This is a genomic window from Pedobacter caeni, assembly GCF_900129215.1.
In the GTDB taxonomy this organism is placed as follows: Bacteria; Bacteroidota; Bacteroidia; order Sphingobacteriales; family Sphingobacteriaceae; genus Pedobacter; species Pedobacter caeni.
In genome coordinates, this window is sequence record NZ_FQUQ01000002.1 from 734,851 (window position 1) to 761,037 (window position 26,187).

The 26,187-nt window shown below is 41.8% G+C and carries 25 protein-coding genes and 1 tRNA gene; 13 read left to right on the plus strand and 13 right to left on the minus strand.

The window, feature by feature from the left end:
• Window positions 1-6 precede the first annotated feature (6 nt).
• The 3 genes from BUC20_RS10550 to BUC20_RS10560 are packed head-to-tail and all read left to right on the plus strand — an operon-like array spanning window position 7 to window position 3,203.
• Window positions 7-1,632, plus strand: a complete 1,626-nt coding sequence (locus BUC20_RS10550; RefSeq protein WP_084528750.1) for an ABC1 kinase family protein — start codon at window positions 7-9, stop codon at window positions 1,630-1,632.
• 50 nt (window positions 1,633-1,682) lie between these two features.
• Window positions 1,683-2,291 carry a GNAT family N-acetyltransferase gene (locus tag BUC20_RS10555; protein WP_073230662.1) on the plus strand — a complete coding sequence of 203 codons (609 nt, stop codon included), beginning with the start codon at window positions 1,683-1,685 and terminating at the stop codon, window positions 2,289-2,291.
• A 9-nt stretch (window positions 2,292-2,300) separates the two neighbouring features.
• Window positions 2,301-3,203 carry a GNAT family N-acetyltransferase gene (locus BUC20_RS10560; protein ID WP_159441086.1) on the plus strand — a complete coding sequence of 301 codons (903 nt, stop codon included), beginning with the start codon at window positions 2,301-2,303 and terminating at the stop codon, window positions 3,201-3,203.
• Between the two features lie 9 nt (window positions 3,204-3,212).
• Here BUC20_RS10560 and BUC20_RS10565 read toward each other — a convergent pair whose 3' ends face one another.
• The 3 genes from BUC20_RS10565 to BUC20_RS10575 are packed head-to-tail and all read right to left on the minus strand — an operon-like array spanning window position 3,213 to window position 4,751.
• A complete protein-coding gene (locus BUC20_RS10565) occupies window positions 3,213-3,518 on the minus strand; it encodes a hypothetical protein (RefSeq protein ID WP_073230666.1) in 306 nt (101 codons plus the stop codon).
• 31 nt (window positions 3,519-3,549) lie between these two features.
• On the minus strand, window positions 3,550-4,095 hold the full coding sequence (locus tag BUC20_RS10570; RefSeq protein ID WP_073230668.1) for a hypothetical protein: 546 nt from the start codon (window positions 4,093-4,095) through the stop codon (window positions 3,550-3,552).
• Entirely contained in the window at window positions 4,092-4,751 is a 660-nt protein-coding gene (locus tag BUC20_RS10575; protein WP_073231773.1) for a suppressor of fused domain protein, read from the minus strand. Before BUC20_RS10575 ends, BUC20_RS10570 begins: the two co-directional genes overlap by 4 nt.
• Window positions 4,752-5,051: 300 nt before the next feature.
• On the opposite strand from BUC20_RS10575, the gene BUC20_RS10580 reads away from it, so the two are divergent.
• The gene (locus BUC20_RS10580) at window positions 5,052-5,888 is read left to right on the plus strand and encodes a DUF6266 family protein (RefSeq protein WP_073230670.1); all 837 of its coding nucleotides are present in this window, start codon (window positions 5,052-5,054) and stop codon (window positions 5,886-5,888) included.
• Window positions 5,889-6,106: 218 nt separating this feature from the next.
• Window positions 6,107-6,904, plus strand: a complete 798-nt coding sequence (locus tag BUC20_RS10585; RefSeq protein ID WP_073230672.1) for a matrixin family metalloprotease — start codon at window positions 6,107-6,109, stop codon at window positions 6,902-6,904.
• A gap of 78 nt (window positions 6,905-6,982) precedes the next feature.
• Here the strand turns inward: BUC20_RS10585 and BUC20_RS10590 are convergent, their stop codons facing one another.
• From BUC20_RS10590 to BUC20_RS10605, 4 genes are all read right to left on the minus strand, one after another.
• Entirely contained in the window at window positions 6,983-8,212 is a 1,230-nt protein-coding gene (locus tag BUC20_RS10590) for a glycoside hydrolase family 27 protein (RefSeq protein ID WP_073230674.1), read from the minus strand.
• A gap of 121 nt (window positions 8,213-8,333) precedes the next feature.
• The gene (locus tag BUC20_RS10595) at window positions 8,334-10,055 is read right to left on the minus strand and encodes a family 2A encapsulin nanocompartment cargo protein cysteine desulfurase (RefSeq protein ID WP_073230676.1); all 1,722 of its coding nucleotides are present in this window, start codon (window positions 10,053-10,055) and stop codon (window positions 8,334-8,336) included.
• A gap of 3 nt (window positions 10,056-10,058) precedes the next feature.
• Window positions 10,059-10,985 (minus strand): family 2A encapsulin nanocompartment shell protein, encoded by a 927-nt coding sequence (locus BUC20_RS10600; protein ID WP_073230678.1) that lies wholly within the window; start codon window positions 10,983-10,985, stop codon window positions 10,059-10,061.
• Window positions 10,986-11,244: 259 nt separating this feature from the next.
• Window positions 11,245-11,315, minus strand: a tRNA-Met gene (locus tag BUC20_RS10605).
• Between the two features lie 205 nt (window positions 11,316-11,520).
• Between BUC20_RS10605 and BUC20_RS10610 the strand changes: the two genes are divergently transcribed.
• On the plus strand, window positions 11,521-11,700 hold the full coding sequence (locus BUC20_RS10610; RefSeq protein WP_073230680.1) for a histone H1: 180 nt from the start codon (window positions 11,521-11,523) through the stop codon (window positions 11,698-11,700).
• 129 nt (window positions 11,701-11,829) lie between these two features.
• Complete coding sequence (locus tag BUC20_RS10615) at window positions 11,830-14,031, plus strand: glycoside hydrolase family 97 protein (protein WP_073230682.1); 2,202 nt, start codon at window positions 11,830-11,832, stop codon at window positions 14,029-14,031.
• A 102-nt stretch (window positions 14,032-14,133) separates the two neighbouring features.
• On the opposite strand, the gene BUC20_RS10620 is transcribed toward BUC20_RS10615, so the two are convergent.
• The 3 genes from BUC20_RS10620 to BUC20_RS10630 form a co-directional block, all read right to left on the minus strand.
• Window positions 14,134-15,321 (minus strand): hypothetical protein, encoded by a 1,188-nt coding sequence (locus BUC20_RS10620; RefSeq protein ID WP_073230684.1) that lies wholly within the window; start codon window positions 15,319-15,321, stop codon window positions 14,134-14,136.
• 62 nt (window positions 15,322-15,383) lie between these two features.
• Window positions 15,384-16,052, minus strand: coding sequence for a dioxygenase family protein (locus tag BUC20_RS10625; protein ID WP_073231774.1), 669 nt, complete (start codon window positions 16,050-16,052; stop codon window positions 15,384-15,386).
• A gap of 106 nt (window positions 16,053-16,158) precedes the next feature.
• Window positions 16,159-16,953, minus strand: coding sequence for a LytR/AlgR family response regulator transcription factor (locus tag BUC20_RS10630; protein WP_073230686.1), 795 nt, complete (start codon window positions 16,951-16,953; stop codon window positions 16,159-16,161).
• Between the two features lie 216 nt (window positions 16,954-17,169).
• On the opposite strand from BUC20_RS10630, the gene BUC20_RS10635 reads away from it, so the two are divergent.
• The 3 genes from BUC20_RS10635 (at window position 17,170) to BUC20_RS10645 (ending at window position 19,262) form a co-directional block, all read left to right on the plus strand.
• Complete coding sequence (locus BUC20_RS10635; protein WP_073230688.1) at window positions 17,170-17,982, plus strand: helix-turn-helix domain-containing protein; 813 nt, start codon at window positions 17,170-17,172, stop codon at window positions 17,980-17,982.
• A gap of 95 nt (window positions 17,983-18,077) precedes the next feature.
• Window positions 18,078-18,848: an isocitrate lyase/PEP mutase family protein gene (locus BUC20_RS10640; protein ID WP_073230690.1), complete on the plus strand. Its 771-nt coding sequence runs from the start codon at window positions 18,078-18,080 to the stop codon at window positions 18,846-18,848.
• A 33-nt stretch (window positions 18,849-18,881) separates the two neighbouring features.
• Window positions 18,882-19,262: a YybH family protein gene (locus BUC20_RS10645; protein ID WP_073230692.1), complete on the plus strand. Its 381-nt coding sequence runs from the start codon at window positions 18,882-18,884 to the stop codon at window positions 19,260-19,262.
• Between the two features lie 45 nt (window positions 19,263-19,307).
• Here BUC20_RS10645 and BUC20_RS10650 read toward each other — a convergent pair whose 3' ends face one another.
• On the minus strand, window positions 19,308-20,003 hold the full coding sequence (locus BUC20_RS10650; protein ID WP_073230694.1) for an SDR family NAD(P)-dependent oxidoreductase: 696 nt from the start codon (window positions 20,001-20,003) through the stop codon (window positions 19,308-19,310).
• A gap of 236 nt (window positions 20,004-20,239) precedes the next feature.
• On the opposite strand from BUC20_RS10650, the gene BUC20_RS10655 reads away from it, so the two are divergent.
• Window positions 20,240-21,568 (plus strand): alpha-L-fucosidase, encoded by a 1,329-nt coding sequence (locus BUC20_RS10655; RefSeq protein ID WP_073230696.1) that lies wholly within the window; start codon window positions 20,240-20,242, stop codon window positions 21,566-21,568.
• Between the two features lie 11 nt (window positions 21,569-21,579).
• On the opposite strand, the gene BUC20_RS10660 is transcribed toward BUC20_RS10655, so the two are convergent.
• Entirely contained in the window at window positions 21,580-22,041 is a 462-nt protein-coding gene (locus BUC20_RS10660; RefSeq protein ID WP_073231775.1) for an SRPBCC family protein, read from the minus strand.
• 68 nt (window positions 22,042-22,109) lie between these two features.
• Between BUC20_RS10660 and BUC20_RS10665 the strand changes: the two genes are divergently transcribed.
• Together BUC20_RS10665 and BUC20_RS10670 are read left to right on the plus strand one after the other, a co-directional pair.
• Window positions 22,110-23,804: an acetate--CoA ligase gene (locus tag BUC20_RS10665; protein ID WP_073230698.1), complete on the plus strand. Its 1,695-nt coding sequence runs from the start codon at window positions 22,110-22,112 to the stop codon at window positions 23,802-23,804.
• Between the two features lie 15 nt (window positions 23,805-23,819).
• Window positions 23,820-25,160, plus strand: coding sequence for a polymer-forming cytoskeletal protein (locus tag BUC20_RS10670; protein ID WP_073230700.1), 1,341 nt, complete (start codon window positions 23,820-23,822; stop codon window positions 25,158-25,160).
• A 124-nt stretch (window positions 25,161-25,284) separates the two neighbouring features.
• On the opposite strand, the gene BUC20_RS10675 is transcribed toward BUC20_RS10670, so the two are convergent.
• Window positions 25,285-26,112 carry a M57 family metalloprotease gene (locus BUC20_RS10675; RefSeq protein WP_073230702.1) on the minus strand — a complete coding sequence of 276 codons (828 nt, stop codon included), beginning with the start codon at window positions 26,110-26,112 and terminating at the stop codon, window positions 25,285-25,287.
• Between the last annotated feature and the right edge of the window lie 75 nt (window positions 26,113-26,187).

The following is a 26,187-nucleotide window of genomic DNA, read 5'->3' on the forward strand; positions in this document are numbered from 1 at the left end:
GAAGCTATGATGGAAAACCAAAAGAAAAAGCTCAAAAGAACGGTATCCCTGGTTAAAATACTGGCGAAGTACGGATTTGGAGAGCTGCTCAATTATACCAATAATCAGGTGGAAGGGGAGATTTCGGCACTCAGCGTTTATGAGCGGATCAGGATGGCGTTGGAAGAGCTTGGACCAACCTATGTGAAATTCGGACAGGCTTTCAGTAGTAGAGAAGACCTTTTGCCTATGGAGATGATCCTGGAACTGCGAAAGTTGCAGGACAATGTGGAGGCTAAGCCAATGGATGTCCCGGAGCTGTTAAAAGTAAATCTGGATATTGATCCTGAGGAATTCTTTGCAGAGATCGGTGCGGAACCTTTCGCTTCGGCTTCTATTTCTCAGGTGTACAAAGCAACATTGAAAGACGGAGCACCGGTCATCTTAAAAATAAAGCGTCCCGGAATCAGGGAGGTGGTTGCTTCGGACATGCTCATTATGAAAGACATCGCCAAACTGCTGGTCAGTTACAGTGAAACATTCCGTAGAATCAACCTTGTTGAAGTGCTGGAAGCATTCGAAAAATCCATCTTTCAGGAACTTTCTTTTCTCAATGAACTGGCCAATATCGCCCGCTTTTCGAGAAACTTTAAAGGCAATGAATCCATTTATCTGGCTAAAGTTTATCCGGAGCTCTCAAATGACAATATCCTTTGTATGGAGTTTTTAGATGGAGTTAAAATCAGCGATAAATCAGCGCTGATTGCGATGGGTTTGGACCCTGCAGCCATTGCAAGAAAAGGCTTGGACCTCTTCCTTGTCCAGGTATTGGAGCATGGCTTCTTTCATGCAGATCCCCATCCCGGAAACCTGATGGTACTTGAAAACGGGCAGATTGCCTTTATAGACTTTGGCTCCATGGGAAGCCTTACGCCTATAGAAAAAGAGTTGCTGGAAGATTTTGTTTCCCATTTTATGGCACAGGATGCAAAGCGTTTAATTGCCACCATGAAAAAGATGGCAATACGCTTTAATGTAACTGACGAAAATCAACTGGAAAAAGACATTCATGGATTCTTTAGCTTGCTGGATGGGGCATCGCTGGAAGAAATGGACATCAAGGAAGTCCTGGGCAAGTTTTCAGCAATCCTGAATAATAATGAAATATTAATGCCCGATCACCTTTACCTTCTGGTACGCGGAATTGTACTTATAGAAGGAATTGGACGTGCCCTTGTGCCGGACTTAAATATTATTGAAAGTTTACGTCCGTATATCTTAAAAATCGCATTTCGCAAACTCAGTCCTGAAGAACTTAAGAAAAGCGGATTGAAACTGCTGAGGACACTTACCGAAACGCTGAAAACAATGCCGGACGATGTACAGTCTATCATTGGTAAACTGAACACCGGAGAACTGAAAATTCAACAGGAAGTACAGGGCTTATCCGCGTTTAAAAAAATGATGGGAAAGGAGATGAACAGAATGATCATGGCGGTGATGATGTGCGGTTTTCTCATCAGTTCTGCCATCCTGATTTTAGCCGATAAACCTCCAAAGCTTGCGGGGATACCTGTTCTTGCATTAGCTGGTTTCTTAATTAGTGTGATCCTAGGCCTGTATAGTATCACTTCTTCCCGGCCTAAGAATTGATGTTTCATCATTAAAATATTCTAGATTTACATCATAGGAAATTCACAGATATGAACGATATATTCGATCCGAAAAGAGATTATGTGCTGGAAAATGATTCAGCTTTGTTAAGGCCTGTTACAGCTGCTGATTTCGAACTGTTAAAGAACTTTGGAGTTAATGAGCCTGAATTGTGGAAGTTCACCTTACAGAACGCAGGAAGTGAAGAGGGAATGCGGCAATATCTTGAAACGGCATTGGAACGGAGAGAGAAAGGAACCTCTTATCCATTCATTGTGTTTGATAAAATTAAAAATGAGTATGCTGGTTCGACCAGGTTGTATGATATCGATTCTGCCAGTAAAAACCTGTCATTAGGATATACCTGGTATGGAAAGAACTTCCAGGGAACAGGACTCAATAAGCATTGCAAGTACCTGCTTTTTGAATTTATCTTCGAGCAGCTGGAGTTTGAAAGGGTAGAATTCAGGTTAGACAGTGAAAATGAAAGAAGCATGCAGGCCATCAAAAGCATTGGATGCACTTTTGAAGGGGTATTGAGAAACAATGGATATAGAATTGATGGTACAAGGAGAAACTCTGCGGTATTGAGTATCCTGAAAAACGAATGGCTGGAGTCTAAGAAAGAACTCCTGAGCAATAAAATCAATAAAGTATAACGCTCAATTTTGGAAATAAACAGTAAAATCTATACACTTCTGATCGGGTATCAGGAGGATGAAAAATGGAGGACAAGCTTCAATGTGCTTTGTCAGAAGACCTATCGCTTTGATTATGAAAAATGGTACGAAAGCGGGTATTGGGATGGTAATTGTATCCTGTATTCACTTGCTGATCAGGATAAGGTGGTCAGTCATGTTACCGTAAATGTCATTGATTTCGTGATTTTGGGGGAAGAGAGAAAATTGATGCAGGTGGGTACAGTAATGACAGATCCGGATTATAAAAATCAGGGACTGAGCCGGGCACTGATGGAAAAAGTAATGCTGGACTGGGAGGATAAATGTGACATGATCTACCTTTTTGCAAATGATCAGGTACTCAATTTCTATCCAAAGTTTGGTTTTGTGCCGGTAGAGGAATATCAGGCAGTTTATCAACTGAAAGAACGCAGAAAAGGCCTGGCATTCAGAAAAATGGATATGGATGATGCCAATGACAGAGATCTGCTTTTCCAGACGGCGAAACATGCTGCTCCGTTATTTAAAATCTCTATGAAGGACAATGCCGGTCTGGTGATGTTTTATGCCAATTATTTTGATCGGTTCAGCATCAGAAATGATCTCTATTATATACCTGATTTAAAGGCGGTAGTTGTTGCCGGCAATGAGGGGAATACATTGACCCTGTTCGATATTTTTGCGCCGTCAAAAGTAGAGATTACCGAGGTCATTCATAGCTTAGCGGAAAAAGAGACACAGGAGGTCCGTTTCACTTTTATGCCCAACGATACCGGGGATTGTGATATCCAACCTTATAAAGAGGAGGATTTAACCCTTTTTGTTCCGGCTAAGGATGCAGCGCTGTTTAAGGACCATCGGTTGAATTTCCCAATGCTTTCACATACCTGAGCAAGGTATTTAATAACTGGGTTCTGTGGAGATCAGGTGCTCATCAATTTCCTTTAACAGCCTGTTATAAAAAGCATCAGTATTGAATTCATCCAGGGAAATATCCATATTCAGGTATTTCCCGTAAAAACTCTTTACCAATAATTTAACGCGATCAGGATGGTCATCTTTATGACCTCCCGGTTTATCAGAATACTTGTCGATATGACAGACGTATAGATAATGGTTGCCATTATACTCAAAGCTTTTAATCTTGGAGTCCAGTTTATTGGAATCAATTTCTAAGTGTAATCCGGGTTGATCTTCTGTTTTCATGGAACTAATGTAATTATTTTAAACAGCTGATTTATTCAACCTCATGTCCAATTTCAGTAAAAAATTGCTTCAGTAAATGGTAACAGTGATCATCTGCATCTATTTGACCTGTTTGGAGTGTATGCAGCCGGTTGCAGCTGAGGCAGACATTCAACACTGAAACGATTTCATGTGAACTGTTATAGAAAACAATAGCATCGCGATAGATGGGGCTGCACATCCAAAAGGGTACTTCTTTGATTTCAGTTTTTAAAATTGTGGTTAAGCGGGCAACTTCTGCTGAACCGGTTTTAAAAGTATGGGTTTTAATGCTGGAAAAATGAAATTGGCCCTGTGGATTAAGAAGATATTGCAGCCCTGCCACCTGTCCGTTTAATTCAGTATGTCTTTTCAATTCGGACTCAGATAGGTTGTTTCTTTTCTTCAGACGGACCTCTAAGAGGTTATATTCTTTTTGAATGGATTTTAATTGGGTTTCATATTCCAGGCCCCGCAGAAGAGAATAGGTCTCGATGTAATCAAATTCTAAATGATCTGCATAGACCATGGAACTGAGACGCTGAGGAAATAGGGTCATAGGGTAGATTTCCGGTTTAGGTCTGTTATCAACAGGGGATTATCCTTTTTCAGAATGTCAATTAACCTGGCAGTTTCGGTGGTTTTTGGATTCTTTAATAAACCTTCATATTCTGCGGAAGTGAGTCCAACCATTTGCAGGAAAGAAACTTCACCATGTGGGGTTTGTATCTTTCCGATTTCAGGGTCCAATACGAAAGCTAATGCGGTAATATCAGTAGCTGTTTCCAATCTTATCGGACCGTTTGCAGGGATGAAATGAAATTCTTCAAACCATTTTCCTTTACTAAAAACATATTTTGCCAGGTTTTGCATTAAAGATGTTACCCAACCTGGATTTCCCTGATCGGCCTCAAATGGTTTTAACCTGAACGTCAGTTCAAAACCCCATTTGCTAAATTCTCCACCTGCTTTTTCTTCTTCATAGTAAAGTTCCGAAAATCCATAACTCACAAAATGGTGGTGGTCTGTTTGTTTGCTGCTTTGGTAAATGCTGATCCCATCAAGGGGGAATTCGCCACCGAGCATATAACTGATGGGGGGTGCAAAATGCTGTGGCTCCTGTCCGGGGTACAGACGTTCAAACTCCTGATCGATGGAAAGCCAACCTACGGCATCCTCCTCTGAAAACTGTTGTTTATATGCTTCTGGTGTCATCGCTTGTTTCTTAAATAGATAATTTTTTCTAAAGTAGTAATTTTTACTGAATGTAGGCAGGTGTCCCCTATAAAATAATGATTGGTGTCCATAACTCAGGAGAGGAATCCGCTTCATATCTTGCAGATAACAAGTTTTAGGCTAACAGGCTCTGTATTCGGTGTATACTCGGTCTATACTCGGTGCAAGCACGCTCATTAGCGGGTAATCAGCGGGTAATTAATGAGTAAGTACCCTGCTAAATACGACTGAGTCCCGAAACAGGTATTGGGTTGATATGGTGTTCATTTAAATAAAAATATGATGGCAAGAATTACAAAAGGTTTATTGGGTGGTTTCAGCGGGAAGGTAGGCCCTGTGGTTGGTTATACCCTGTATGGTATAGACCGGATGAGGAGTTTACCCGAACGGACGGCTCCGGCAACCGAAAATGAATTGAAAAACAGAAGTCGGTTTAAGCTGGTACAGGAGGTGTTGAACTCCGTTAAGGAACTGGTTAAAGTTGGCTTCAAGGATTATTGGACAGTGAGTGGAGGCATACGTGCTGCCCTTTCTTATAACAGGAAATTCGCGCTTAAAACAAAAGAGGAGGTGGATTATATAGATCCTGAAGCTTTTAGATTTAGTGGCGGAACACTTCCTGGTTTAACAATACCAACAGTTATACAGGAAAGTGCGGAGCTCCTGCGCTTTAACTGGAATCCATCCGTCGTTGATGATGGCTCCGGTTACGATCAGGTAATGCTATTGGCCATAGATATGCAGGGCAGAACAGCTTCTTTTCAAAGTACAGGTAATTTCAGAAGTGCAGGAACAGATGTACTGATGCTCTCAGAAGGTCTGCTGGGGAAGGAAGTTGATGTTTATGTGGCTGTAGTGGCTAAAGACAGGTGTAGCCAGTCGGAAAGCCAGTATTTGGGAAGATTGAAGTTGCAAGACCGGGATCCAATATCAAAGGAGGGAGTGGGAGCTGAGCCGGTTCCGGAGCTGACAGCAGTGGAGATGCAAAATGTCTGTATTGATCAAAGAAGGGGAGCAATAGAGAGGAGTGATGTTATTCTTGATATTTGGCCTTATGTAAAACCCTTATACGATAGGAAGATAGCCTGGACTGATCTTGGGATTCCATGGCTGTGATGAGCGCCTTGTATCGAAAATGTTGAGCTGAAATTAAAGGTAAATAGAATTGATGAGTCGATATTTAAAAGAATTGTAACCGGCTTGTTACTTTGAGAAGTGTTTTCTATATTCGCTAAAATCACATTTAATACACCCTAATCAGGTACACTTAAAAATACTTATATATAATGCAATAAAAACAAATTAACACAAAAAACAATCTACATCCCTAACTTATGAAAAAGATCATCCTATTCAGTGCAGCGATCATCCTGTTAGCTGCCAGCTGTAAAAAAACTGAAAATAATGCTTCGGAACAACTGCCCGATGTAAAAGCCAGCAGTACTGCTAAAGTCTGTGTAGACAAAGGTCCGAATGTGGAGCCGGGCAAAGTGAGCACAGAAAGTGTATTTGTAAAAACGACGAGCTGGGCCAATGGTAAAACCATCAAAGTGAAGTTTCTGAATGGTACCACCTTCCTGCAAGGAAAGGTAAAGCAATATGCTAAAATCTGGGAAGACTATGCCAATGTCAAATTTAGCTTTGTTACTTCCGGTACTGCAGACCTGAAAGTGGGCTTTAAATATAATGGAGACGAAGGTTCCTGGTCATATTTAGGGACTGATGCTTTGACTTATGCCCCCGGAAATGAACAATCCATGAACTTTGGCTGGTTCGATGCGAACAGCCCTGAGTCAGATTTCAGTGGAACTATTCTCCATGAATTTGGACATGCACTCGGATTGGCCCATGAACAGGCAAGCCCCAATCAGAACATACAATGGAATAAACCGGTCGTGTATGCTTATTTTCAAGGCCCGCCAAATAACTGGACAAAAGCTGATGTAGATGCTCAGGTGTTTGCAAAATATGGTAAGAACGATAAAACCATTAGCTATACCGCTTATGACCCCGCTTCAATCATGCAATACTTTATTGATGAAAGCTTCACTACAGATGGTTTTTCTGTAGGAGAGAATACGGTGCTCTCTGCAACCGATAAATCTCATATCGCTAAAGTATATCCAAAATAATAAGATCACCGCGGCGTGTATAAGTAATAAAAGGAGGAGTAATGCCTCCTTTTATTAAAAACTCTTGCCAACAGAACATTACTTTTCGGATTGAAATATATTGAAAGGAATGAGTTTCCCTTTGATTTTTAAAGTCAGGACGCCATGTGCTGGGAGTTCAAAGTTTTCCGTTTTAGCTTTTGTTGCCGGATAGTCCTTATGTGTCCATAGATCCCTTACTGTGTAGTTCCTGCTAAGGTCAAATCCTAAACTTGCCATATCAAGAGTGATCATGGCAGCTTTGTCCGATCTGTTCAGTAGTGCTACCGCAACTTCTCCACTCATGGTGGAAATCAATGGTTTTGCCCAAACTTCCAGTTCTCCTGATTTTTTGAGCCTGCGTGCCTGATATCCAAGTTTATCCTGATTCAGGGCAATAATTTCTGCGTTGGTTACCAGGCTTAGTGTTTCTTTAGAGATGGTTCTCAGGTCATTTCCCAGCAAGAGGGGGGAGTTCATGATGCACCACATGGTAAAATGCGACTTATCCTCTTCATAACTCATTCCACGGCCTACCTGAAGCATGTCCATATCGTTAATATGACCAGGTGAACTGTACTTCCATAAATCGGCGTTTTTATCTATAATGTTCAAAATCGACTCAAATTTATTATTGATGTCACCGGAGATTCTCCAGGAATCTGCAATATCAACGGCCCATTTTCCCGGAAACTGCCACCTGCAGATGTTAAATAAAGCTTCTTTCTTTATCTTTTTGATGTGATTTGCAATTTGGGTATAACGTAATTGTTCATCTAAACCTAATTTTTCGCCACCACACCAATCCACCTTAATGAAATCATAACCCCAGGTTTTAAGCATCAGGTTTAAATCCTGTTCATCATGACCATAAAGTCCGGAACCCACTCCAATCGTATCTTTATCCCATATAGAGGCACAAGTATTGATTCCTGCATCAGAATATATTCCCGCTTTAAGTCCTTTGCTGTGGATGTAATCGGCAAGGGATTTCATTCCCGAAGGAAAACGTTTGGGATGAACCAATAACTCCCCCTTTTCATTTCGTCCACCAAAAAAGCCATCATCCATATTGACGAAATTATAGCCGGCTTTTTTAAGTCCCGTAAGTACCATGGCATCAGCCTGTGCTTTCATGACCTGCTCATTGATGTCTACACGAAAGTTGTTCCAGCTAGACCAACCCATCATTGGAGTTTTAGGGTGGAGGGAGGATTCTTGTGCCGAAAGGAGGCCAGGTATAAAGATCAGGATGAGTATCAGGTAGTGGAAAAGGTTCTTATTCTTCATATGCTAAAGTTACTTACAACCTGGTAAATCTTAAAACCTTTCTGTTCGGAATATGGATTTTCGGTACAAAAAAAAGGAGCTGCCTGTAAAGACAACTCCTTAAATAAACTAAGGTTTGAAGTTATTTTATTCTGGGCTGTAAGCTGGTAATTACATGAGCCAAAGTATCGATCTCTGAGCAGGTATTATAAAATGCAAGAGAAGGCCTTACCGTTGACTCCAGTCCGAAGCGCCTTAAAATGGGTTGAGCGCAATGATGTCCGGACCTTACCGCAATTCCTTCCCGGCTCAATGCTTCGCCAACTTCAGTAGTCGTATACCCCTGAAGTACAAAAGAAAGAACACTTGTCTTTTCTGCTGCGGTACCGATTAACCGGAGCCCGGGAATCTGCTCCAGTTTTTTTGTCGCATAATTCAAAAGGAAATGTTCGTATTCATAGATGTTGTCGATCCCGATTTTCTGAACATAATCAATTGCGGCACCCAGGCCAACTGCATCGGCAATATTGCCTGTCCCGGCTTCGAAAAGAGAAGGTGCAGGATGAAACTGAGTAGATTCAAAGGTCACATCTTTGATCATGTTTCCACCACCATGATAGGGTTGTGTACTGTTTAGTAAAGCTTCTTTACCATACAAAACACCAATACCTGTTGGGCCGAAAATTTTATGTCCTGAGAAAACAAACCAGTCTGCATCCAGCAGCTGTACATCTGTACGGATATGCGATACCGACTGTGCTCCATCTGCCAGTACTTTTGCCCCTGCAGCATGTGCCATGTCTACAATTGTCTTCGCTGCGGTAATGGTTCCTAAGGCATTGGATACAAGGGTGAAAGCCACCAGTTTGGTTTTAGGGTTTAACAACCTAGCGTATTCCTCTAATAAGAGCTGCCCATCCTCATCTACAGGAATGACCCTGATCTTTAATCCTTTCTTCTGTGCCAGCAGTTGCCATGGAACGATATTGGCATGGTGTTCCAGATGGGTAAGGATGATTTCATCGTCCTGCTGCAGGTATTGTTCGCCCCAGCTGCCAGCCACAAGATTGATGGCTTCGGTGGTTCCTCTTACAAATATGATCTCATTTGCGGAACGGGCATTGATGAAATTCTGAACCTTTTGTCTGGCTCCTTCGTATGCATCAGTGGAACGGGCAGCCAGTTCATGTGCAGCGCGATGAATGTTGGAGTTCTCATGCTGGTAAAAGTAACTTAAGCGTTCAATTACCTGTCGCGGTTTCTGTGTTGTAGCAGCATTGTCCAGCCAGATCAGTGATTTGCCGTTTACCTGTTCCGAAAGAATAGGAAAATCGTTCCTCAGCAGGTTTACCTGGAAAGCAGGTTGTGTTGTTCCATTGGAGAACTGATTTTCGGAGGCAAAATAATAAGCATGTTCATTGAGTATGCCGGAAGGAGTAAAGGGAAACTGAGCAGAAGGGCTGTAGATATTGACACTGGCGAGGGCCTGTTTCAATTGTTGCTCAAATGGTTGTTCGGATTCATAGGGGAGCGCAAGGGCCGGGGACTTGCTGCCCGGTTGCAAACCTGATACCCCTCCGCTTCCGGAAGTAGAGGCCGGAATGTGCCCCAGGCCTAATCCATTGGAATCCGGCAGACTGGTCTGAGGAGCACTGAGGTCTACTGCATTGCCCTGATAAATGGCAGAAGAAGGAAGTCCGTTGCTGTTTCTTTGGGCAATATCATGATGCTGAGGCAGAATTTCTTCGGATGGTACAGGGCCACTGAGGTATCCTCCCGGTAAGGCAGAAAAAAGTTCATTGGCCAGTTTTTCTAATGCACGGACATCCGGAAGCCCTGTCGGATTATTAATTGCATCGCTCATAACCTAGTATTTATACTCGTGATACTTATTGATTTCTACACCTTCCAATACCGCAATGGCATCATCTGCCAATACTGCCAATGAGCAATATAGAGAAACAAGGTAGGAGGCAATGGCTTTTTCATTGATGCCCATGAAGCGGACAGAGAGACCGGGCGATTGCTCACCAGGCAGGTCAGGCTGATATAAACCCACAACCCCTTGTCTGCTTTCTCCGGTCCGGATGAGTAATATTTTGCTCTTGTTATTTTCTATAGGAACTTTATCTGAAGGGATTAAGGGAATTCCCCTCCAGGTAATAAATTGTGATCCAAATAAAGAAACTGTTGGTGGAGGTACGCCCCGGCGGGTACATTCACGGCCAAAGGCTGCAATGGTTAAAGGATGGAGCAGGAAAAAACCAGGTTCTTTCCATACTTTGGTAATGAGTTCATCCAGGTCGTCCGGAGTAGGGGCACCAGTGCGTGTCTTGATGCGCTGAGATGGGGCAATGCTGTTCAATAACCCGTATTCTTTGTTATTAATGAGCTCGCTTTCCTGACGTTCTTTAATGGCTTCAATGGTTAAACGTAACTGCTCACTGATCTGGTTGTAGGGTTTGCTGTAAAGATCTGATACCCTGGTATGCACATCAAGCACAGTGTTTACGGCGCTCAATAAGTACTCCCGGGGCTGTTCTACATAATCCACAAAGGTATTCGGCAATACCCGTTCATCGCGGTTAGAGCAGTCGACATCTACAGATTCTCCTTCTTTTACTCTGTTGACCCTGTAAATTCCGGATTCAACAGGATTCCAGCTTAGTAAATGTGGGAGCCAGCGTGGGGTGATCCAGGGGGCTTGTGGTACGGTACGGGTAGCAATGGCCAATGGCCTTGCTGCTACATCACTTAGTGCGGTTTGCTGAGCATTTTTAACTTGTCCTGCCATAGTATATCATTTGTTTTTTAAAAGGTTTGCAATGCGGTCCGTAGTCAAACTAAAGGCTATCCGATGAGAGATAGCCTTTAATAACCAAAGTGTAAATTAAACGAGTACTTAAATGTTTGTGCTTCGCAGCATGAAACCTTAAAAATTAGCTGGCAATGAGTAAACCAGCTGCTTTTGCGCCAGACTGAGCATCTGACTAAAATTTAAACAAAACATGGAAAAGTTTAAGCTAAGTCTGAAGACCTTTGCTACCACTTAGACGTCATGAGCGGAATCGAACCGCCATTCCGGGTTTATGAAACCCTTGCCTCGCCACTCGGCCACATGACTATATCTGAACAGCTTTCCTGCTGTTGTTGAGACAAATATATATAATGTCTATCAAATTAGTAGTATTTATTTGTATTTTTATTTTTAATCCTTATGTTTACAGTATTAAGCACGTTCAAGGGGTCGTAGAGCTAATGTTTTATTATTTTTTGATTTTAAGCTTGAGACAGATAACTTAGAAAAAACAAATTAATTAAAAAGAACCATGAGTAAATTCGCAAAACTAAAAGAAGTAGTAGCTGCAACAGAAGCAGACGTAGAAAAATTTTATAACGGTGGTAACAGTGCTGCTGGTACCAGGGTCCGTAAAGCTTTACAGGAGATCAAAGGTCTTGCTCAGGAGATCCGTACAGAGATCACAGAAAAGAAAAACGCTGCAAAATAACAGGCGGCTCAGCATCACCCGATCGTTAGCTAACGGTCGGGAAACTGTTTGATTCAAATAACGGGAATGTTCTATTGGGAACGTTCCCGTTAAAATGATATATTTGCTTTCACACCTAATTATTATAACGTGAAACGGATATTTATCGCCTTATTGTCTTTATGTATTTCCACTGAAATGGTAAATGCACAAGACCTGAAATCGCCAGATGGCAAACTGCTGATGAACTTCAGCATCCAGAATGGAGGAATACCTACCTATAAACTAACCTATAAAGGAAAAGTAGTACTTAAACCGGGAAAGCTTGGTCTGGAACTGAAGGATGAAAGAGCCCCCGCTAAGTTTGGCACAGAGATGGGAATGAAATCCGGATCAGCCAATCCAAAGACTTCCTTATATGATCAGTTTTCGGTCGCAGATACCAAAACTACTACCTTCGACGAAACCTGGCAACCGGTTTGGGGAGAACTGAAAAATATCAGAAACCATTATAATGAACTGGCAGTAACGCTGAACCAGAAAAGTACAGACAGAAACATCCTGATCCGATTTCGCCTTTTCAATGATGGCCTGGGATTCCGTTATGAATTTCCACAACAGAAAAACCTGAATTACTTTGTCATCAAAGAGGAAAAGACTCAGTTTGCCCTTTCAGGTGATATGAAAGCATACTGGATTCCTGGTGATTATGATACCCAGGAATATGATTATACTACCTCTAAGTTATCAGAAATCAGAGGGCTGTTTCATACCGCAGTGACTGATAATTCCTCTCAGACTCAATATTCTGAAACAGGGGTACAAGCTCCGTTAATGCTGAAAAGTAACGATGGCCTTTACATCAGCATCCATGAAGCGGCCTTATTGAACTATTCTACGATGAACCTGAATCTGGACGATAAAAACATGATTCTTGAATCCTGGTTAACTCCGGATGCAAAAGGGGATAAAGGATACATGCAATCTCCTGCTACTTCTCCCTGGAGAACAGTGATCCTGAGCGATGATGCCCGTGATATTTTAGCCTCAAAAATGACATTGAACCTGAATGAACCCTCTAAAATAGAAGATACTTCCTGGATCAAAACGAGTAAATATATTGGCGTATGGTGGGAAATGATCACCGGAAAAAGCTCCTGGGCTTATACCGACGAATTGCCAAGTGTACAGTTGGGCGTAACAGATTACAACAAAGTGAAACCGAATGGCAAACATGCTGCGAATACGGCACATGTAAAAGAATACATTGACTTTGCAGCTAAACATGGATTTGATGGCGTGTTGGTTGAAGGATGGAATGTAGGCTGGGAAGACTGGTTCGGCAACTCCAAAGATTATGTCTTTGACTTTGTAACGCCATATCCGGATTTCAATGTGGCCGAAATCAGGGATTACGCAAAAAGTAAAGGGGTTAAAATGATCATGCACCACGAAACATCTGGTTCAGTCAGAAATTATGAACGTCACCTGGATCAGGCTTATCAGTTCATGAAAGACAATGGATATGATGCCGTAAAAAGTGGTTATGTAGGGAATATCATTCCTCGTGGTGAATATCACTACGGGCAATGGCTGGTGAACCATTACCAGTATGCATTGGAGAAAGCGGCCAAATATAAAATTATGGTCAATGCTCATGAAGCGGTACGTCCGACAGGAATTAACCGTACTTATCCTAACCTGATCGGTAATGAATCCGCCCGTGGAACAGAATATCAGGCATTTGGAGGAAGTAAAGCAAACCATACCACCATTTTGCCTTTTACCCGTCTGATCGGTGGACCAATGGATTATACCCCTGGTATTTTCGAAATGGACATCTCAAAACTTAATCCGGATAACAAATCTCATCTGAACGCGACCATCGCAAATCAGCTGGCATTATATGTAACCATGGCAAGTCCTTTACAGATGGCGGCAGACCTGCCCGAAAATTACAACAGGTTCCTGGATGCTTTTCAATTCATTAAAGATGTAGCCATGGATTGGGACGACAGTAAATACCTGGAAGCTGAACCGGGCGAATATGTTTCTGTAGCACGTAAAGCAAAAGGAACAAACAACTGGTTTGTAGGTAGTGTAGCCGGAGAAACCGGACATACCTCAAAGATCTCTTTTGACTTTTTACAGCCTGGTAAAACCTATGTGGCTACCATCTATAGTGATGCAAAAGATGCACATTATAAAACAAATCCACAGGCTTATCAAATCCGTAAAGTATTGGTAAACAGTAAATCAAAACTGACTCAGTTTGCTGCTCCTGGAGGAGGATATGCGATCAGTATCATCGCAGCAGATGGAACTCAGACAAAAGGATTGAAAAACCTGTAAAAATCAGGTATTCACAAATTATTGTCCAAAATTGCGCAGCCCTCAAAATTATTTGAATTTTGAGGGCTTTTTTATGCTCGGGTTCAGGAAAGAGGACTTTATTTAGGGCGCTATAAATTTGGAAGCACTGACGGTTGGAACAACAACAAGCAGGTCATAGCCTTTGATGATTCTTGACAGGGTCACATTTTTCACATTGATTTTTCCTTCCTGTATGGCCCTCCTGATGGCACTGAGGTCCAGACAATGCCATTGTTCTCCATCAACGGCGGCTAACAAAGGCTTTAGTGATTTTATGATACTGCTTTGTTCGTCTATTTTTTCGTCAGGAAAGCCTTTAAAGGGAGAGGCCTGAGTTCCTTTTGTACCCAGGATCATCAAGTGTAAAGAACCGGAGAATTCGCTGTCAGCAATATTGTTTACCAGATTGCCGATATCATAAATCTCCAGCAAACTTTCCCCTTTTGCCAGGTGATTTGCCCCATATTTGAAAAGGTTCTTTTTTCCCTGCCATTCACTGAGCTTGCTCATCAGTCGGTTTTTCATGAGTTGAATCCTCAGGTGATGGCTGCCCGATTTGTATATCTTTGCACTCAGCTGGAGTGCAGCAATGATTTCCTGCTCTTCCTTACTCAGCTTTAGACCGGATAATTCTGTTACCTTTTTATCGAAATCATCAGTAACGAGGTAAAAAGGCTTGCTCTGGTCTTTCAGAAAGTTTTCAAAGTATATTTTTGAGTTGGTTTCAATGTCCTGATACAGCGCTTTAGCTCTTTTATTTTTTGTTGATCTTTTGAGCTCATTACAGATCAGGCGGTCTCCAATCAATAAAATCTGATCTGTACCCTGTATTTTGGTATTTGCTTTGGTTAATTCTTTGAGCAGTTCAAACTCCGGATTAAAGGCATAAAAGGAAAAGGTTTCACCGTACTCGTTCAGGTATTTTTGTAAAGCAACAGCAGATAAGGTTTTAATTTTATCCTGTAAGATCCGGGCAGTAAATGGGTCTATTTCACAAAAAAAGTGATCAAACTTTATTTCAGAAGCGATAGCAGAAGTAAAATAAGGGGTCTCATTTGTAAAATGATCTTCCCCGATCAGTACATTCGGACTGGCCTTTGCCTGGGTGATGATCTTATCCCAGCCAGGCCCTTTAAAGCTGTTGAATTCTTTTACAAAAACGCTTACATTTTTTAGCGCTGATGCGGTAATCAGGCTGTCTTGTGCAAAGGAATTCAGGCCCCAAAAAAGAATGGAGAATACAAGGGGTAAGATGGTGATTTTTTTCATGCTGAGTTTGTATCCCTATGACAAGTCCTGGCTTTCAAATGTTACAGGGATTTTTGAATTTCTCAGTGCTCCGGAGGATAATTGGGGATGTTGAGGCCTAGTATAATATGGTGTTTTGCAATTTGCAAATCGCCTGAAACACTTGGTTTTAAAATGCCGCTTCCTCCACGATTTTCAAGGGACTCCCTCTTTTTTGATATGAGTAAAGGATCATCATCAAATACAAATTCATCAATATAATATTCAGTGGGGAGTTCCGGTTCTTTTATGGAGGTATGGATATGTGCAGGCTCTGAACGATCAGGATAGGTAGCAGGGCGAATGGTATAGATGGCATATTTACCTTGTTGATCGGTTTTTACCCAACCCCTGATATGACCATGGCGAAGGGCTCTTTTATCCATTCCTTTTCGGGGCGAATAATAACCTTTATTGTCAGTTTGCCAATAATAAATGACCACATCCGGAGCGGGAGTTTTACCATCACGCTTCAATACCGTTCCACTAATCAATAGCTTTTGACCTTTTTCTGCCCAGCCGGCACTGGTATCAATGGCCTTAATCTGTCTGGGCATTCCGATATACATCAATTCGCAGCCATCACAGCCGCCGCCAATGAGTTTCGCATTAGCGGTATGGTTTCTTTGTGTTTGACCCTGACAGGAGCTGAACAGCAGTACCGTAAAAAGGAGGGCGACCTCATTAACCAGGCTGAGATAATTAGTTTTCATATGCAGTTTCATACAGATTTGGTTTTACTCAAAATTCTGCTTTAACTCCTGATCTGCGAAATGAAACAAGCTATCCTGAGTAGATTTTATGCCAAGCGGAGGACCTTCATTCCATAAGTTTCTTAAAGTCGGAAGCGTAGTTTCTGCTCAGCCGGATCTCTTCTTCATTTTTCAACAAAATATCATAATCTCCATTTAACCTGGATTTATAGGAACGTATATGATTCACATTAACAATGGTAGATTTATGTATCCTGATGAATTGTTGCGGGTCTAATTTGTCCATCATGGATTTCAGGGATTCCCCGTGCAGGTGTTTTTTTTGTTGGGTCCGGATGGCAATATAAGGAGCGCAGCTGCTGATGTATAAGATTTCTTCCACAGCGATGCTGCTGTAATTTCTTCCGGAGCCCACAGTGATCTTTTGAAGCTTCATTGCCGGAACTTCCTCCTGTTTTTTTTGTGTTACTTGTTGATAGCGGTAAAGAAAGGCTGCAGACCCGTAAATCAATAAATATTTATAGGCATCTTCTGAAATTGTGTAGCCAATGACATCCTTAAATGAATAAGTATGGGTAAATAGTAATGCTGATAACATCCAGACCAGCAAGGGGAATGCAAAAATATGAAGGATTGAAGGAAGCAGGATTGCGGGAACAAGGGAATGGACCTTTTTTAAGAAGCTGAACTGCAGGAGTAAAAGTGGTAAAAAGAGCAACCAGAAGGTTTTAAATAAAAGAGACTCGGAAAAATAAAAAGGGTAATGGTTATAGTTAGAATGCAGGAAATCCTGAAATACAGTGAATCCGGTGATCCCGGAAATGAGCAATAAAAGAAGGGGAACCAAATGAGGTCCGGAGCGGTAATCTTGCTGGTTGGTATGAACTTTAAATAGTTGCATCAGATTAAAAGATGGTCAACATAAATATACGTAAAATGAATTGTTCCGATTTGTACAATTTTAAGAGGGATCAGCGGAATAATTTTATCCGGTAATCTTTATCCTTTGGAATTGATTTATCCTGAAACTTCAGTATTGATTTTGCCTGAAACCTTAGCATTGGTTTAGCCTGAAACTTCAGTGCTGATTTCGTTTGAAAATTAGTTAAATTTAAATATGGAATTCAAACACTTCCTTCCATCAGTTATCTTAAAGCCTTATGTAAGGCATTATTATAGTTTTGAATCAGATTCAGCGATTGAATTTGACGATACCGTATTCCCCAGTGGTGATATGGAAGTGATTTTTAATCTGGGCGGAGGAACCTGGGAATCTTCTGTTAAAGACCAGTTCATTAAAACCCCGGCGATAGAGTTGTGGGGGCAGATTACAAAGCCCTTGCCGATAAAATCCAAAGGGAAACACAGCATGCTGGGCATCAAATTTTTTACCCACTCGGCAGCTTATTTTTTTAACGATGAGATTGGGGTGTTTAACGATCGGATTTTTGACCTCAGTGAGATTATGGGGACTGCTGTAAAAAAACTGCATGAGCAACTTTTGGAAGCAACAGACTTGAATAACAGACTTGCCCTTTTGGAACAGTTTTTAATTCAGCGTCTGGTAGCTAATGAAAAAAGGGCGTTCAGAGTGGATAAAGTGGCGGATATATTGAACAGCATGAAAAGGAACCCGGAAGAAAGTAACATCAGTAACATCGCATCCAGTCATGGGATTACCTCCCGGTACCTGCAAAAGTTAATCTATCAGAATACCGGGCTCTCTCCAAAGTCATTTCATAAGATCAACAGGTTTCAGCAAAGCCTGAAACTGATTGCTAAAAATGAACAGCCTTTCACGGCCATCGCTTATGAATGTGGTTATTTTGACCAATCGCATTTTATAAGAGATTTCAAATCATTTACCGGCATCACGCCATCTGCCTATATCGGGAACATCACTCCTGTAAATTCACTCATGCAACCTTAAATTCCCTACAGTTCCGGTTTGTACAATTTTGGGCTTTATCAGCTCAATATCTTTGTTTACAGTTAATCATTAAACAAAAATATTAAATCTATTGTATGGGAACTTTTAAAACATTTGCTGCACTACATCAGGGAACATCAGCATTTCTACTGGGGAATATATGGGATGTAAAAAGTGCAGAAATCTTCGAGGCCAATGGCTATAAAGCAATCGGGACTTCCAGTCAGGCACTGGCAAACGCTTATGGATATGCGGATGGAGAACAATTGCCTTTTGACCTTATCCTTCAACTGGCAAAAAGAGTAGTGGAACGGGTTCAGATCCCATTCTCGGTTGATCTGGAAGGAGGGTACAGCCGGAGCGTTTCCGGAATCATTGAACACATAGAAAAGTTGCATGACCTGGGCGTGGTGGGGATCAACCTGGAAGATACAGTTGCCGGTACCGCCCGGCAATTGATACCGACTACTGATTTTCAGAAAATCCTGTCGGCAGTTGCCAGTCACATCAACCGGAATAACTTAAACGTATTTCTAAACATCCGGACAGATGCCTTCCTCCTGGGAATGCCAGATGCCCTTAATGAAACACTCGGCCGTATTAAAATCTACGAGGATGCTGGTGCGGATGGGATTTTTGTTCCATGTATCACCAGCAAGGATGATATTATTGAAGTGGTAAAGTCCAGCCACCTTCCCATTAATGTGATGTGCATGCCTGGATTACCTGATTTTAAACAGCTGGAAATGATCGGAGTTAAGAGAATCAGTATGGGCGGCTTCCTGTTTAACAGCATTTATGAAGAAACGGGGAAACGTTCCGCAGCCATCATCAGGGAAGGCAGTTTTTCCACTATTTTTTCCTGAACCAGGAATATTCACCATTAAAACCTAATAAATATGAACTTACCAACAAGAGCAGAAGATGCACATGCAGCACTGGCTGCAGCCTTCAACACCGGTGATGTAGCCACCGTAATGAACCTATACGATGTCACAGGTGTGATCGTTCCTGAGCCGGGAAAGCCGGTGTCCGGAAAAGAGAACTTTGAGGAAGCCATCAAAGCCATTTTATCGATCAAAGGAAAAATGGAAATCAAGACGGTTTATTGTCTTCAGACGGGAAACATTGCGGTAGGAAGATCGGAATGGAACATCACTGATGGCGATGAAGTGAAAATCAGTGCCAAAGGCATTGAGGTGATGCGGGAACAAGCTGATGGCACCTGGAAGATTGTAGTAGACCATGCATTTGGTGCGGAAACAAATCTGTTTGCTTAAAATAATCCCTGTCGGTCTTTACAGTCCGGCAGGGAATATTTACACTTAAAGGTCGATGTCTTTCATCGATGGCATGTCAATTTCTTTAACACAGGTTGCATTGCTGGTATGGATCACAAACCTTAATGCACTGATCACATCAGCTAAGGGGATGAGGGTTTCATGTTCTACATCGGTTGCTAAATCTCCCAGATTAAGTGCCGTAATGCCAATGTTGTCTTTTCTAAGGTGGGTTCTTAAGGAATGAACTACCCCACGCAAGGCGAATTTTGCCGCAGAAAAAACAACTGCCTGTTTATTGTGGTTCGGCAGGCCAAGAGTGGAACCAATAAAGATGATTTTTGCATTTGCAGATTTTCTGAGGTTGGGTAGAAAGGATTGTACAGATAGCAGGAGTGAGGTGATATTGGTATGAATAATTTCTTCGATTTCATGAACTGCCAGTTGCTCAAAATCGTAATCATCGGTAAAGGCGGTTTTTTCCCAGATGCCTACATTGTAAATCAGATAGTCAATTGTTTCTGCTCCAATGGCATCTTGAATCCCTTCTTTCGCATTTTTAGCATCCGAAAGATCAGCGGGAATCCAGATGTGGTTATTGTTTTCCAGGTTCAAAAAATCAGGTTTTGTCCGCGATACACCAAAAATCCGGTCTTCTGCATCGGGCAATTGATTGAAAATAGCCTTACCTAGTCCTTTACTCACACCATAGATCAAAAAAGTTTTCTGTGTCGGTTTCATTTGATATAAATTTTGTTAATCAGGGGAAATTGTAAAACTAAATGTTTCCTCGTGTTTCGGTGTCATCAAAAAAACAAATAGCAGATTTCCTTAGAGGCACAAATCAGCGCTGAGCAGGAAAAACGGATTAAGAAATCTGCCAATTTCGCTGAATGATTTGACAGGATCTCAGAATTAATAAACCCTATTGCAACTATCTTTATAATAGCCAATTAAAATAAACCAAATACACACATATGAAAAAAAACATCCTGTTGATCATTTTAATGATCTTTATGTCCGGCGGACTTTATGCCCAGAAGAACTATCTGGAGGAATCAAAAGAAGCGAAAACAAAAAGAATGCAATGGTGGGATGATGCCACCTTTGGAATGTTTATCCACTGGGGAATTTATTCCGTTCCTGCGGGGGAATACAATGGCAAAGGCGGAGGAGCAGAGTGGATCATGGAAACCCATAAAATTCCAACGGCTGAATATGAAAAATATGCCAGTCAGTTTAACCCTCAGCAATTTGATGCAAAACAATGGGTTAATATTGCTAAAAATGCAGGGGTAAAATACATTGTGATCACTTCGAAACACCATGATGGCTTTAGCATGTGGGATAGTAATGTGACCAAATATGATATTATGGATGCTTCTCCTTTTAAAAGGGACATCTTAAAAGAATTGTCTGATGCCTGTAAGGCAGGAGGAATAAAATTCGCTTTGTACCATTCTATTATGGATTGGCATCAGCCGGATGCGAAATCCGCAGGTTCTATTCATCAGAATACGGTTAACCCTGATTTTAACAAGTACAGAGAAGAATATTTAAAACCTCAGCTGGCAGAGCTGATTAAAAAATATGATCCTGCGATCTTATGGTTTGATGGGGAATGGATTCCGGAATGGACAGAAGCACAAGGTAAAGATCTTTATAATTACCTGCGCAACCTTAAACCTTCTCTGATCATCAATAACCGTGTAGGGAAAGGCCGTGACGGAATGCAGGGCGTTAAAAAGTATAAAGATGCGGCAGGCGATTATGACACGCCCGAACAAGAGATTCTGGCGGGTGCCGGACAGGATTATTGGGAGAGCTGTATGACGATCAACGACAATTGGGGATTTGTAAAAGCAGACCATAAATGGAAATCTGAGCAGACGCTGATTGATAACCTGGTTGACATCACGGCTAAGGGAGGAAACTACCTGCTGAATGTAGGCCCTTCTCCTGAAGGATTGATTCCTGCACCAAGTGTGGAAAGATTAACCGCAATGGGCGACTGGTTAAAAATAAACAAAGAAGCCATTTACAGCACAAAAGGAGGTCATCCTTATAACGATGGTGCGAACATCAGGTTCACTAAAAGTAAAGATGGTAAAACCACTTATGCGATCTTTAATAAAGCCGAGAACAATGAGCTGCTGATCAATGCCGTTCAGCCAACACCAGGATCAAAGATTTACATGTTGGGTGTTAAAAAGCCATTGGAATGGAGTAAAAAAGGAAATGCTGTGCTGGTTAAATTACCTGCAGAACTTCCGGGTAAATATGCATGGACGTTAAAAATCAGTTAACAAAGGGGGGGCTATTTAACCCCCTTTGGAAATTTATCTGCGATCAGGTTGAGGTTGATGCCATGTTCCAGATAGGCTTTAAGCCCGTCTACTACTGTGGTAAAACCTCCACTTGCTCCGCTGACTTCTGCGAGTAACTCATCTCCGGTGGTCCGGAAGCCATACTGTGTGATTTTAACATAGGTGGTTTCATCACCCATGTCTTCAAACTCAAAATCAACGACGGTGGAATACTGATCCCAATCGACCGATATTTTTTTATCCGCTACGATCTCCCGCACAAACACGGTGCTGGAAACACCATACATTTCCCATTCCCAGGTAATGCTTTTTCCTGACTCCAGTTTGCCGCTTCCTTTAGTGAACCAGAAATTTTTAGTGAGCTCCGGATCAATGAAAGCCTGAAAAACTAATCCTGCGGGTTTTCTGATGAGCATTTGTGCTTCTACACGAGCAGTGTTTTTTGTTTCCATAAAATTTGTTTTAGATAGAATGAACAGCAAATTAAACAAATAACAGGGATTTTCGTTTTCTTTAAGATATGGAAAAAACATTCATAACCATCAGCCGGTTAATTGCGGATCAGGAATTTCAGCAGTTGAATGAACTGGAGATCATAAAGCCTGTTTACTTCAACTGGGTAAAGGAAATATTCGAGGGAATCCATGTAAAAGAACAACCGGATGCAGATGCATTGTTATGGACCGATGGGAATCAGCTGATTCATTTTAGCTTCAGTGAGATGTGCAGGGAAAGCAACCAACTGCTGAACTTTTTGCGGAATAAAGGAATTGGACAAGGTAGTGTATTGCTAACTCAAATGTCTTTGCAGCCCTTAACCTGGTTCAGCTTGCTGGCTACCATCAAGGGAGGATTGCGAATGATTCCTGCAGCAAGTATTCTGGATGTCCCGGACCTGATTTACCGTTTTGAAAAATTAACCCCTGAGGTGATCATCGCCGATGCGGCGAATGCTTCCAAAATTGAAGAGGCGGAAGCACGGTCAGGAAAGCAGATTAAAGTAAAGATCATTGCTGAAGGAACCAGGGAAGGCTGGTATACCTCTTCGGATATGACCTCCGAAAGTGATCATGCCTTTGCCGCAGAAACCAGGGCTGATGATCCCTTATTTTTGTTTTTTACTTCAGGAACAACGGGAATGCCAAAGGTCGTGGTACATACCCATCTGAGTTACCCTTTCGGACACCTGACGACCAGCTCATGGATTGGTCTGCGCAAAGGTGATGTCCATTATAATATTTCTCAACCCGGATGGGCAAAGTTTGCATGGAGCAGCTTTTTTGCTCCATGGAATGTGGGTGCCACGATTTTTGCTTTTCATCAAAGCGGCAGGTTCAATCCAAAAGAAACACTGGAACTGATCGAGCGCCATAAAATAACCACCTTCTGTGCGCCACCAACGGTATTGCGCATGCTCATTACTGAAGACCTGAAATCTTATCAGTTTAGCCTGAGGCAATGTGTGGCCGCGGGAGAACCTTTGAATCCTGAAGTGATTGAGACCTGGAAAGAGGGAACAGGTATCCTGATCCGCGATGGCTTCGGACAAACGGAAAGCACTTGTCTGGTGGCCAATTTACCTGGAAGTCAATTGAAATTTGGTTCTATGGGAAAGCCCACTTTTCTGTATGACATCACCATTGCTGATGAAGAAGGTAAGGAATTGCCTGTTGGAGAGGAAGGGAACATTTGTGTGAGGATGGATACCGGACGGTGTAATGGCATCTTTAAGGAATATTATGGCGATACGGAAAAGAAAAAGGAAGTGTTTAAACACGGCTTATATTATACAGGAGATAAGGCTTATCGGGACGAAGATGGCTATATCTGGTTTGTTGGCCGTGATGATGATGTGATCAAATCATCGGATTACCGGATCGGGCCTTTTGAAGTGGAAAGCATTTTGCTGGAACATGAAGCGGTACTGGAATCGGCCGTTGTGGGGAGCCCTCATCCGGTGAAGGGCTTTGAAGTCAAAGCATTCATCATCCTCAATCCGGGTTATGATCCCGGAAAAGAACTGGCAGATGCCTTATTTTCCTATTCGAGAAAAAAACTGTCTCCCTATAAAATGCCGCGCATTATTGAGTTTGTGGATGCCTTGCCTAAAACGATTAGCGGTAAAATAAGAAGGTTGGAATTACGGGCACTGGAGGCAGAACGCAAAGCGAAAGATTTACCCGTAAAACAATATGTTTTTTCGATACTTTCGTGATTTAAATGAAGCGCAATGGATTTTTTTAGCTTAGTTCCGATTAAAGAGGTGATCATCAGATACCCCTTTCTAAAACAGTACGAAGGATTTAATTTATATGATGACTGGGAGGAGGAGGATTATTTTTTAGTGGCAGATGGAGACGTGCATGTCTCCGGACATTTTTATCTGGATGTATTTGAGGATGATGTAAAGAAATGGCTGAACAAAACATTGCTGCCTAAGCAGGTAACCGCTGATACCAGAATAGAAGGAATTCTGGTCAACGGAAATGTCATTTGTGATGGTGCTGTGATTAACAGTGAAGGTGATTACGGGCCCTTCGTATATATGGCTGGAAATGTAAGCTGTCAAAGCATGCTGCTTGGTGGTGCTTATGTGATTGTTAAAGGCAATGTTACTGCTGAGGAAGTGGTCATGACGGATTACAATCACGGGCACTTTGCATGTGAGGGAGCAGTGTATGCCCCGGTGTTTATTGCAAATGATCATAATACCTATGTATTGCAACATGCAAATGAACTGTTTTATTATAACGACAGGGCAGATGATCACCCTGAAGAAAACAATTGTTATGAAGATGAAGAAAGCGGGGACTACTTTTTCTCAAAAGAGCTGGCGCGGCATCTCGACAACCCCTTAACCCAAACTTTCGAAGAGCTGAAGATGGATCTGGAAGAAGGAGAATTTGTATTAAAAGGACAGACCCTAACGATTAAGGATGCTGCATACTGGCGTAAAAAGACAACACAGAATTACCGCAACCTAAAACGTGTTCCCGAAGCCTGTAAAACAGAAGAATTGTGTTTGCAGGTGTTACAAAATACCTTTTATGCATTGCCTTTTATCCCTGAAAAATACATTACGGAAGCACTTTGCAGGCAACTGGTTGCAAAAGACGGTTTTGCGGTAAAAGAAATACCGGAACGGTTTATTTCCCCGGAGCTTTGCATGCTGGCTGCATCAAAAGGCACCATGTTACAGTTTATTCCAGCTCAATTGATCACTACAGAATTAATTATAGCGGTCTTTACCAATAGCCGCTCAGAACCGGATATTAATGATGTACCTGTAAACTTTATCACAGAGGACTTGCTGGTACAGTACGTGATGCTGGGCAAAGGTTTGTGGCTGGATAAAGCCTGTAAAGAAAACAACATCAGTAAAAGCATCGTGATCAATAGCGTTATAGATGCAGGAATCGAACATGTCGATGTCATACTGGCAAATCATTGTAGCCGGGAAGCATTTGATCATGCACAATCGCGGTATCACCAATCAGCAGATCAGGGGGAATGGAAAAAATACCTCAGCAAGTACAGGAATAAGTTAGGAAGAATAGGCATTGAGGTATAACGTGCCAAAAAAAGCCTCCTGATGTTGTCATCAGGAGGCAAATTTGGATTGCACGCCAAATTTATGGTTGATCAGCTAAGCGCCATAATTTAAATGAATGAATAAGGATTAGTTAATAGTTTTTTTAGTAAAGGTAATTTAAAGCAATGCGATCGTTGGCATTAAACGTTCTGTTTCCTCCGTTGGAACAAGCCAACATGAATGATGCTGCATCTGCTTTGGATGGAGTACCCGGAATTCGAACTGCTCCAACACCAGCTGTGCCCTCATTAGATCTGCTTCCACCGCAGCTAAAAGCACGGTTCATGTAATCCGTATGACGGAACCCGATACAGTGGCCCACTTCATGTTGCAGTACAGATGCTAAATAAAGCAGGTTTGGATTGGTGCCATAAGCGTTCACATTGGTATTCATTTTTACCTGGTTGAAAGGTTTTCCTGCCGATGTAGGAAATCCTGCTGAGCCTAAAGTAATATAACCTCCGCTTGGCCCTTCATTGAAGCCTAAAACATCAATGTTTCCAACAGTTCCGGTACTTGCTTTTTGGAAAGTCAGGTTTAGTCCAAGGTTGTTATACCGGGTAATCATCGTGTCAACAGCATCACTGTAAACCTGTGGCAGATTGGTCACCGAAACCGTAATTACTCTTGGAAGTCCGGTCACTAAATTGGTGGTTCTGTACTGCTCGGTTTCAGCAATGTTTAAATTGGCACTTTTTGAAGTGTTTGAGAGGTTATCATCAGTTAAAAGAATATCACCCTCCACTAAATATCCGCCATCTACTTTCCTTGCACCTTCAGTACTGAAGCCCATGGAAGAGATTTTTGATAAAGTGCTTTGAGCGATTTCATTATTGCTTGTGGTTTCTACTGCATCTTTCTTCGTACAGGCGAACATAGATACAGCAAGCGCGCCGATTAAGGCAAGCGCCAGCAGGTTGTTTTTTTTCATAAATTTAAGTTTTTCATAAATATTATGGTGCAGTTAGTAGATCTTTGATTAAATTATAATTCTTTTTATTGTAAT

What these genes read in the sequence shown, in the direction of transcription:
- BUC20_RS10555 (WP_073230662.1), top strand. Translation starts at nt 1,683, where the DNA reads ATGAACGATATATTCGATCCGAAAAGAGATTATGTGCTGGAAAATGAT.
- BUC20_RS10610 (WP_073230680.1), top strand. Translation starts at nt 11,521, where the DNA reads ATGAGTAAATTCGCAAAACTAAAAGAAGTAGTAGCTGCAACAGAAGCA.
- BUC20_RS10640 (WP_073230690.1), top strand. Translation starts at nt 18,078, where the DNA reads ATGGGAACTTTTAAAACATTTGCTGCACTACATCAGGGAACATCAGCA.
- BUC20_RS10665 (WP_073230698.1), top strand. Translation starts at nt 22,110, where the DNA reads ATGGAAAAAACATTCATAACCATCAGCCGGTTAATTGCGGATCAGGAA.
- BUC20_RS10595 (WP_073230676.1), bottom strand. Translation starts at nt 10,055, where the DNA reads ATGAGCGATGCAATTAATAATCCGACAGGGCTTCCGGATGTCCGTGCA.
- BUC20_RS10570 (WP_073230668.1), bottom strand. Translation starts at nt 4,095, where the DNA reads ATGACCCTATTTCCTCAGCGTCTCAGTTCCATGGTCTATGCAGATCAT.
- BUC20_RS10565 (WP_073230666.1), bottom strand. Translation starts at nt 3,518, where the DNA reads ATGAAAACAGAAGATCAACCCGGATTACACTTAGAAATTGATTCCAAT.
- BUC20_RS10675 (WP_073230702.1), bottom strand. Translation starts at nt 26,112, where the DNA reads ATGAAAAAAAACAACCTGCTGGCGCTTGCCTTAATCGGCGCGCTTGCT.
- BUC20_RS10550 (WP_084528750.1), top strand. Translation starts at nt 7, where the DNA reads ATGATGGAAAACCAAAAGAAAAAGCTCAAAAGAACGGTATCCCTGGTT.
- BUC20_RS10655 (WP_073230696.1), top strand. Translation starts at nt 20,240, where the DNA reads ATGAAAAAAAACATCCTGTTGATCATTTTAATGATCTTTATGTCCGGC.
- BUC20_RS10590 (WP_073230674.1), bottom strand. Translation starts at nt 8,212, where the DNA reads ATGAAGAATAAGAACCTTTTCCACTACCTGATACTCATCCTGATCTTT.
- BUC20_RS10585 (WP_073230672.1), top strand. Translation starts at nt 6,107, where the DNA reads ATGAAAAAGATCATCCTATTCAGTGCAGCGATCATCCTGTTAGCTGCC.
- BUC20_RS10650 (WP_073230694.1), bottom strand. Translation starts at nt 20,003, where the DNA reads ATGAAACCGACACAGAAAACTTTTTTGATCTATGGTGTGAGTAAAGGA.
- BUC20_RS10625 (WP_073231774.1), bottom strand. Translation starts at nt 16,052, where the DNA reads ATGAAAACTAATTATCTCAGCCTGGTTAATGAGGTCGCCCTCCTTTTT.
- BUC20_RS10670 (WP_073230700.1), top strand. Translation starts at nt 23,820, where the DNA reads ATGGATTTTTTTAGCTTAGTTCCGATTAAAGAGGTGATCATCAGATAC.
- BUC20_RS10575 (WP_073231773.1), bottom strand. Translation starts at nt 4,751, where the DNA reads ATGACACCAGAAGCATATAAACAACAGTTTTCAGAGGAGGATGCCGTA.
- BUC20_RS10620 (WP_073230684.1), bottom strand. Translation starts at nt 15,321, where the DNA reads ATGAAAAAAATCACCATCTTACCCCTTGTATTCTCCATTCTTTTTTGG.
- BUC20_RS10660 (WP_073231775.1), bottom strand. Translation starts at nt 22,041, where the DNA reads ATGGAAACAAAAAACACTGCTCGTGTAGAAGCACAAATGCTCATCAGA.
- BUC20_RS10630 (WP_073230686.1), bottom strand. Translation starts at nt 16,953, where the DNA reads ATGCAACTATTTAAAGTTCATACCAACCAGCAAGATTACCGCTCCGGA.
- BUC20_RS10600 (WP_073230678.1), bottom strand. Translation starts at nt 10,985, where the DNA reads ATGGCAGGACAAGTTAAAAATGCTCAGCAAACCGCACTAAGTGATGTA.
- BUC20_RS10580 (WP_073230670.1), top strand. Translation starts at nt 5,052, where the DNA reads ATGATGGCAAGAATTACAAAAGGTTTATTGGGTGGTTTCAGCGGGAAG.
- BUC20_RS10645 (WP_073230692.1), top strand. Translation starts at nt 18,882, where the DNA reads ATGAACTTACCAACAAGAGCAGAAGATGCACATGCAGCACTGGCTGCA.
- BUC20_RS10635 (WP_073230688.1), top strand. Translation starts at nt 17,170, where the DNA reads ATGGAATTCAAACACTTCCTTCCATCAGTTATCTTAAAGCCTTATGTA.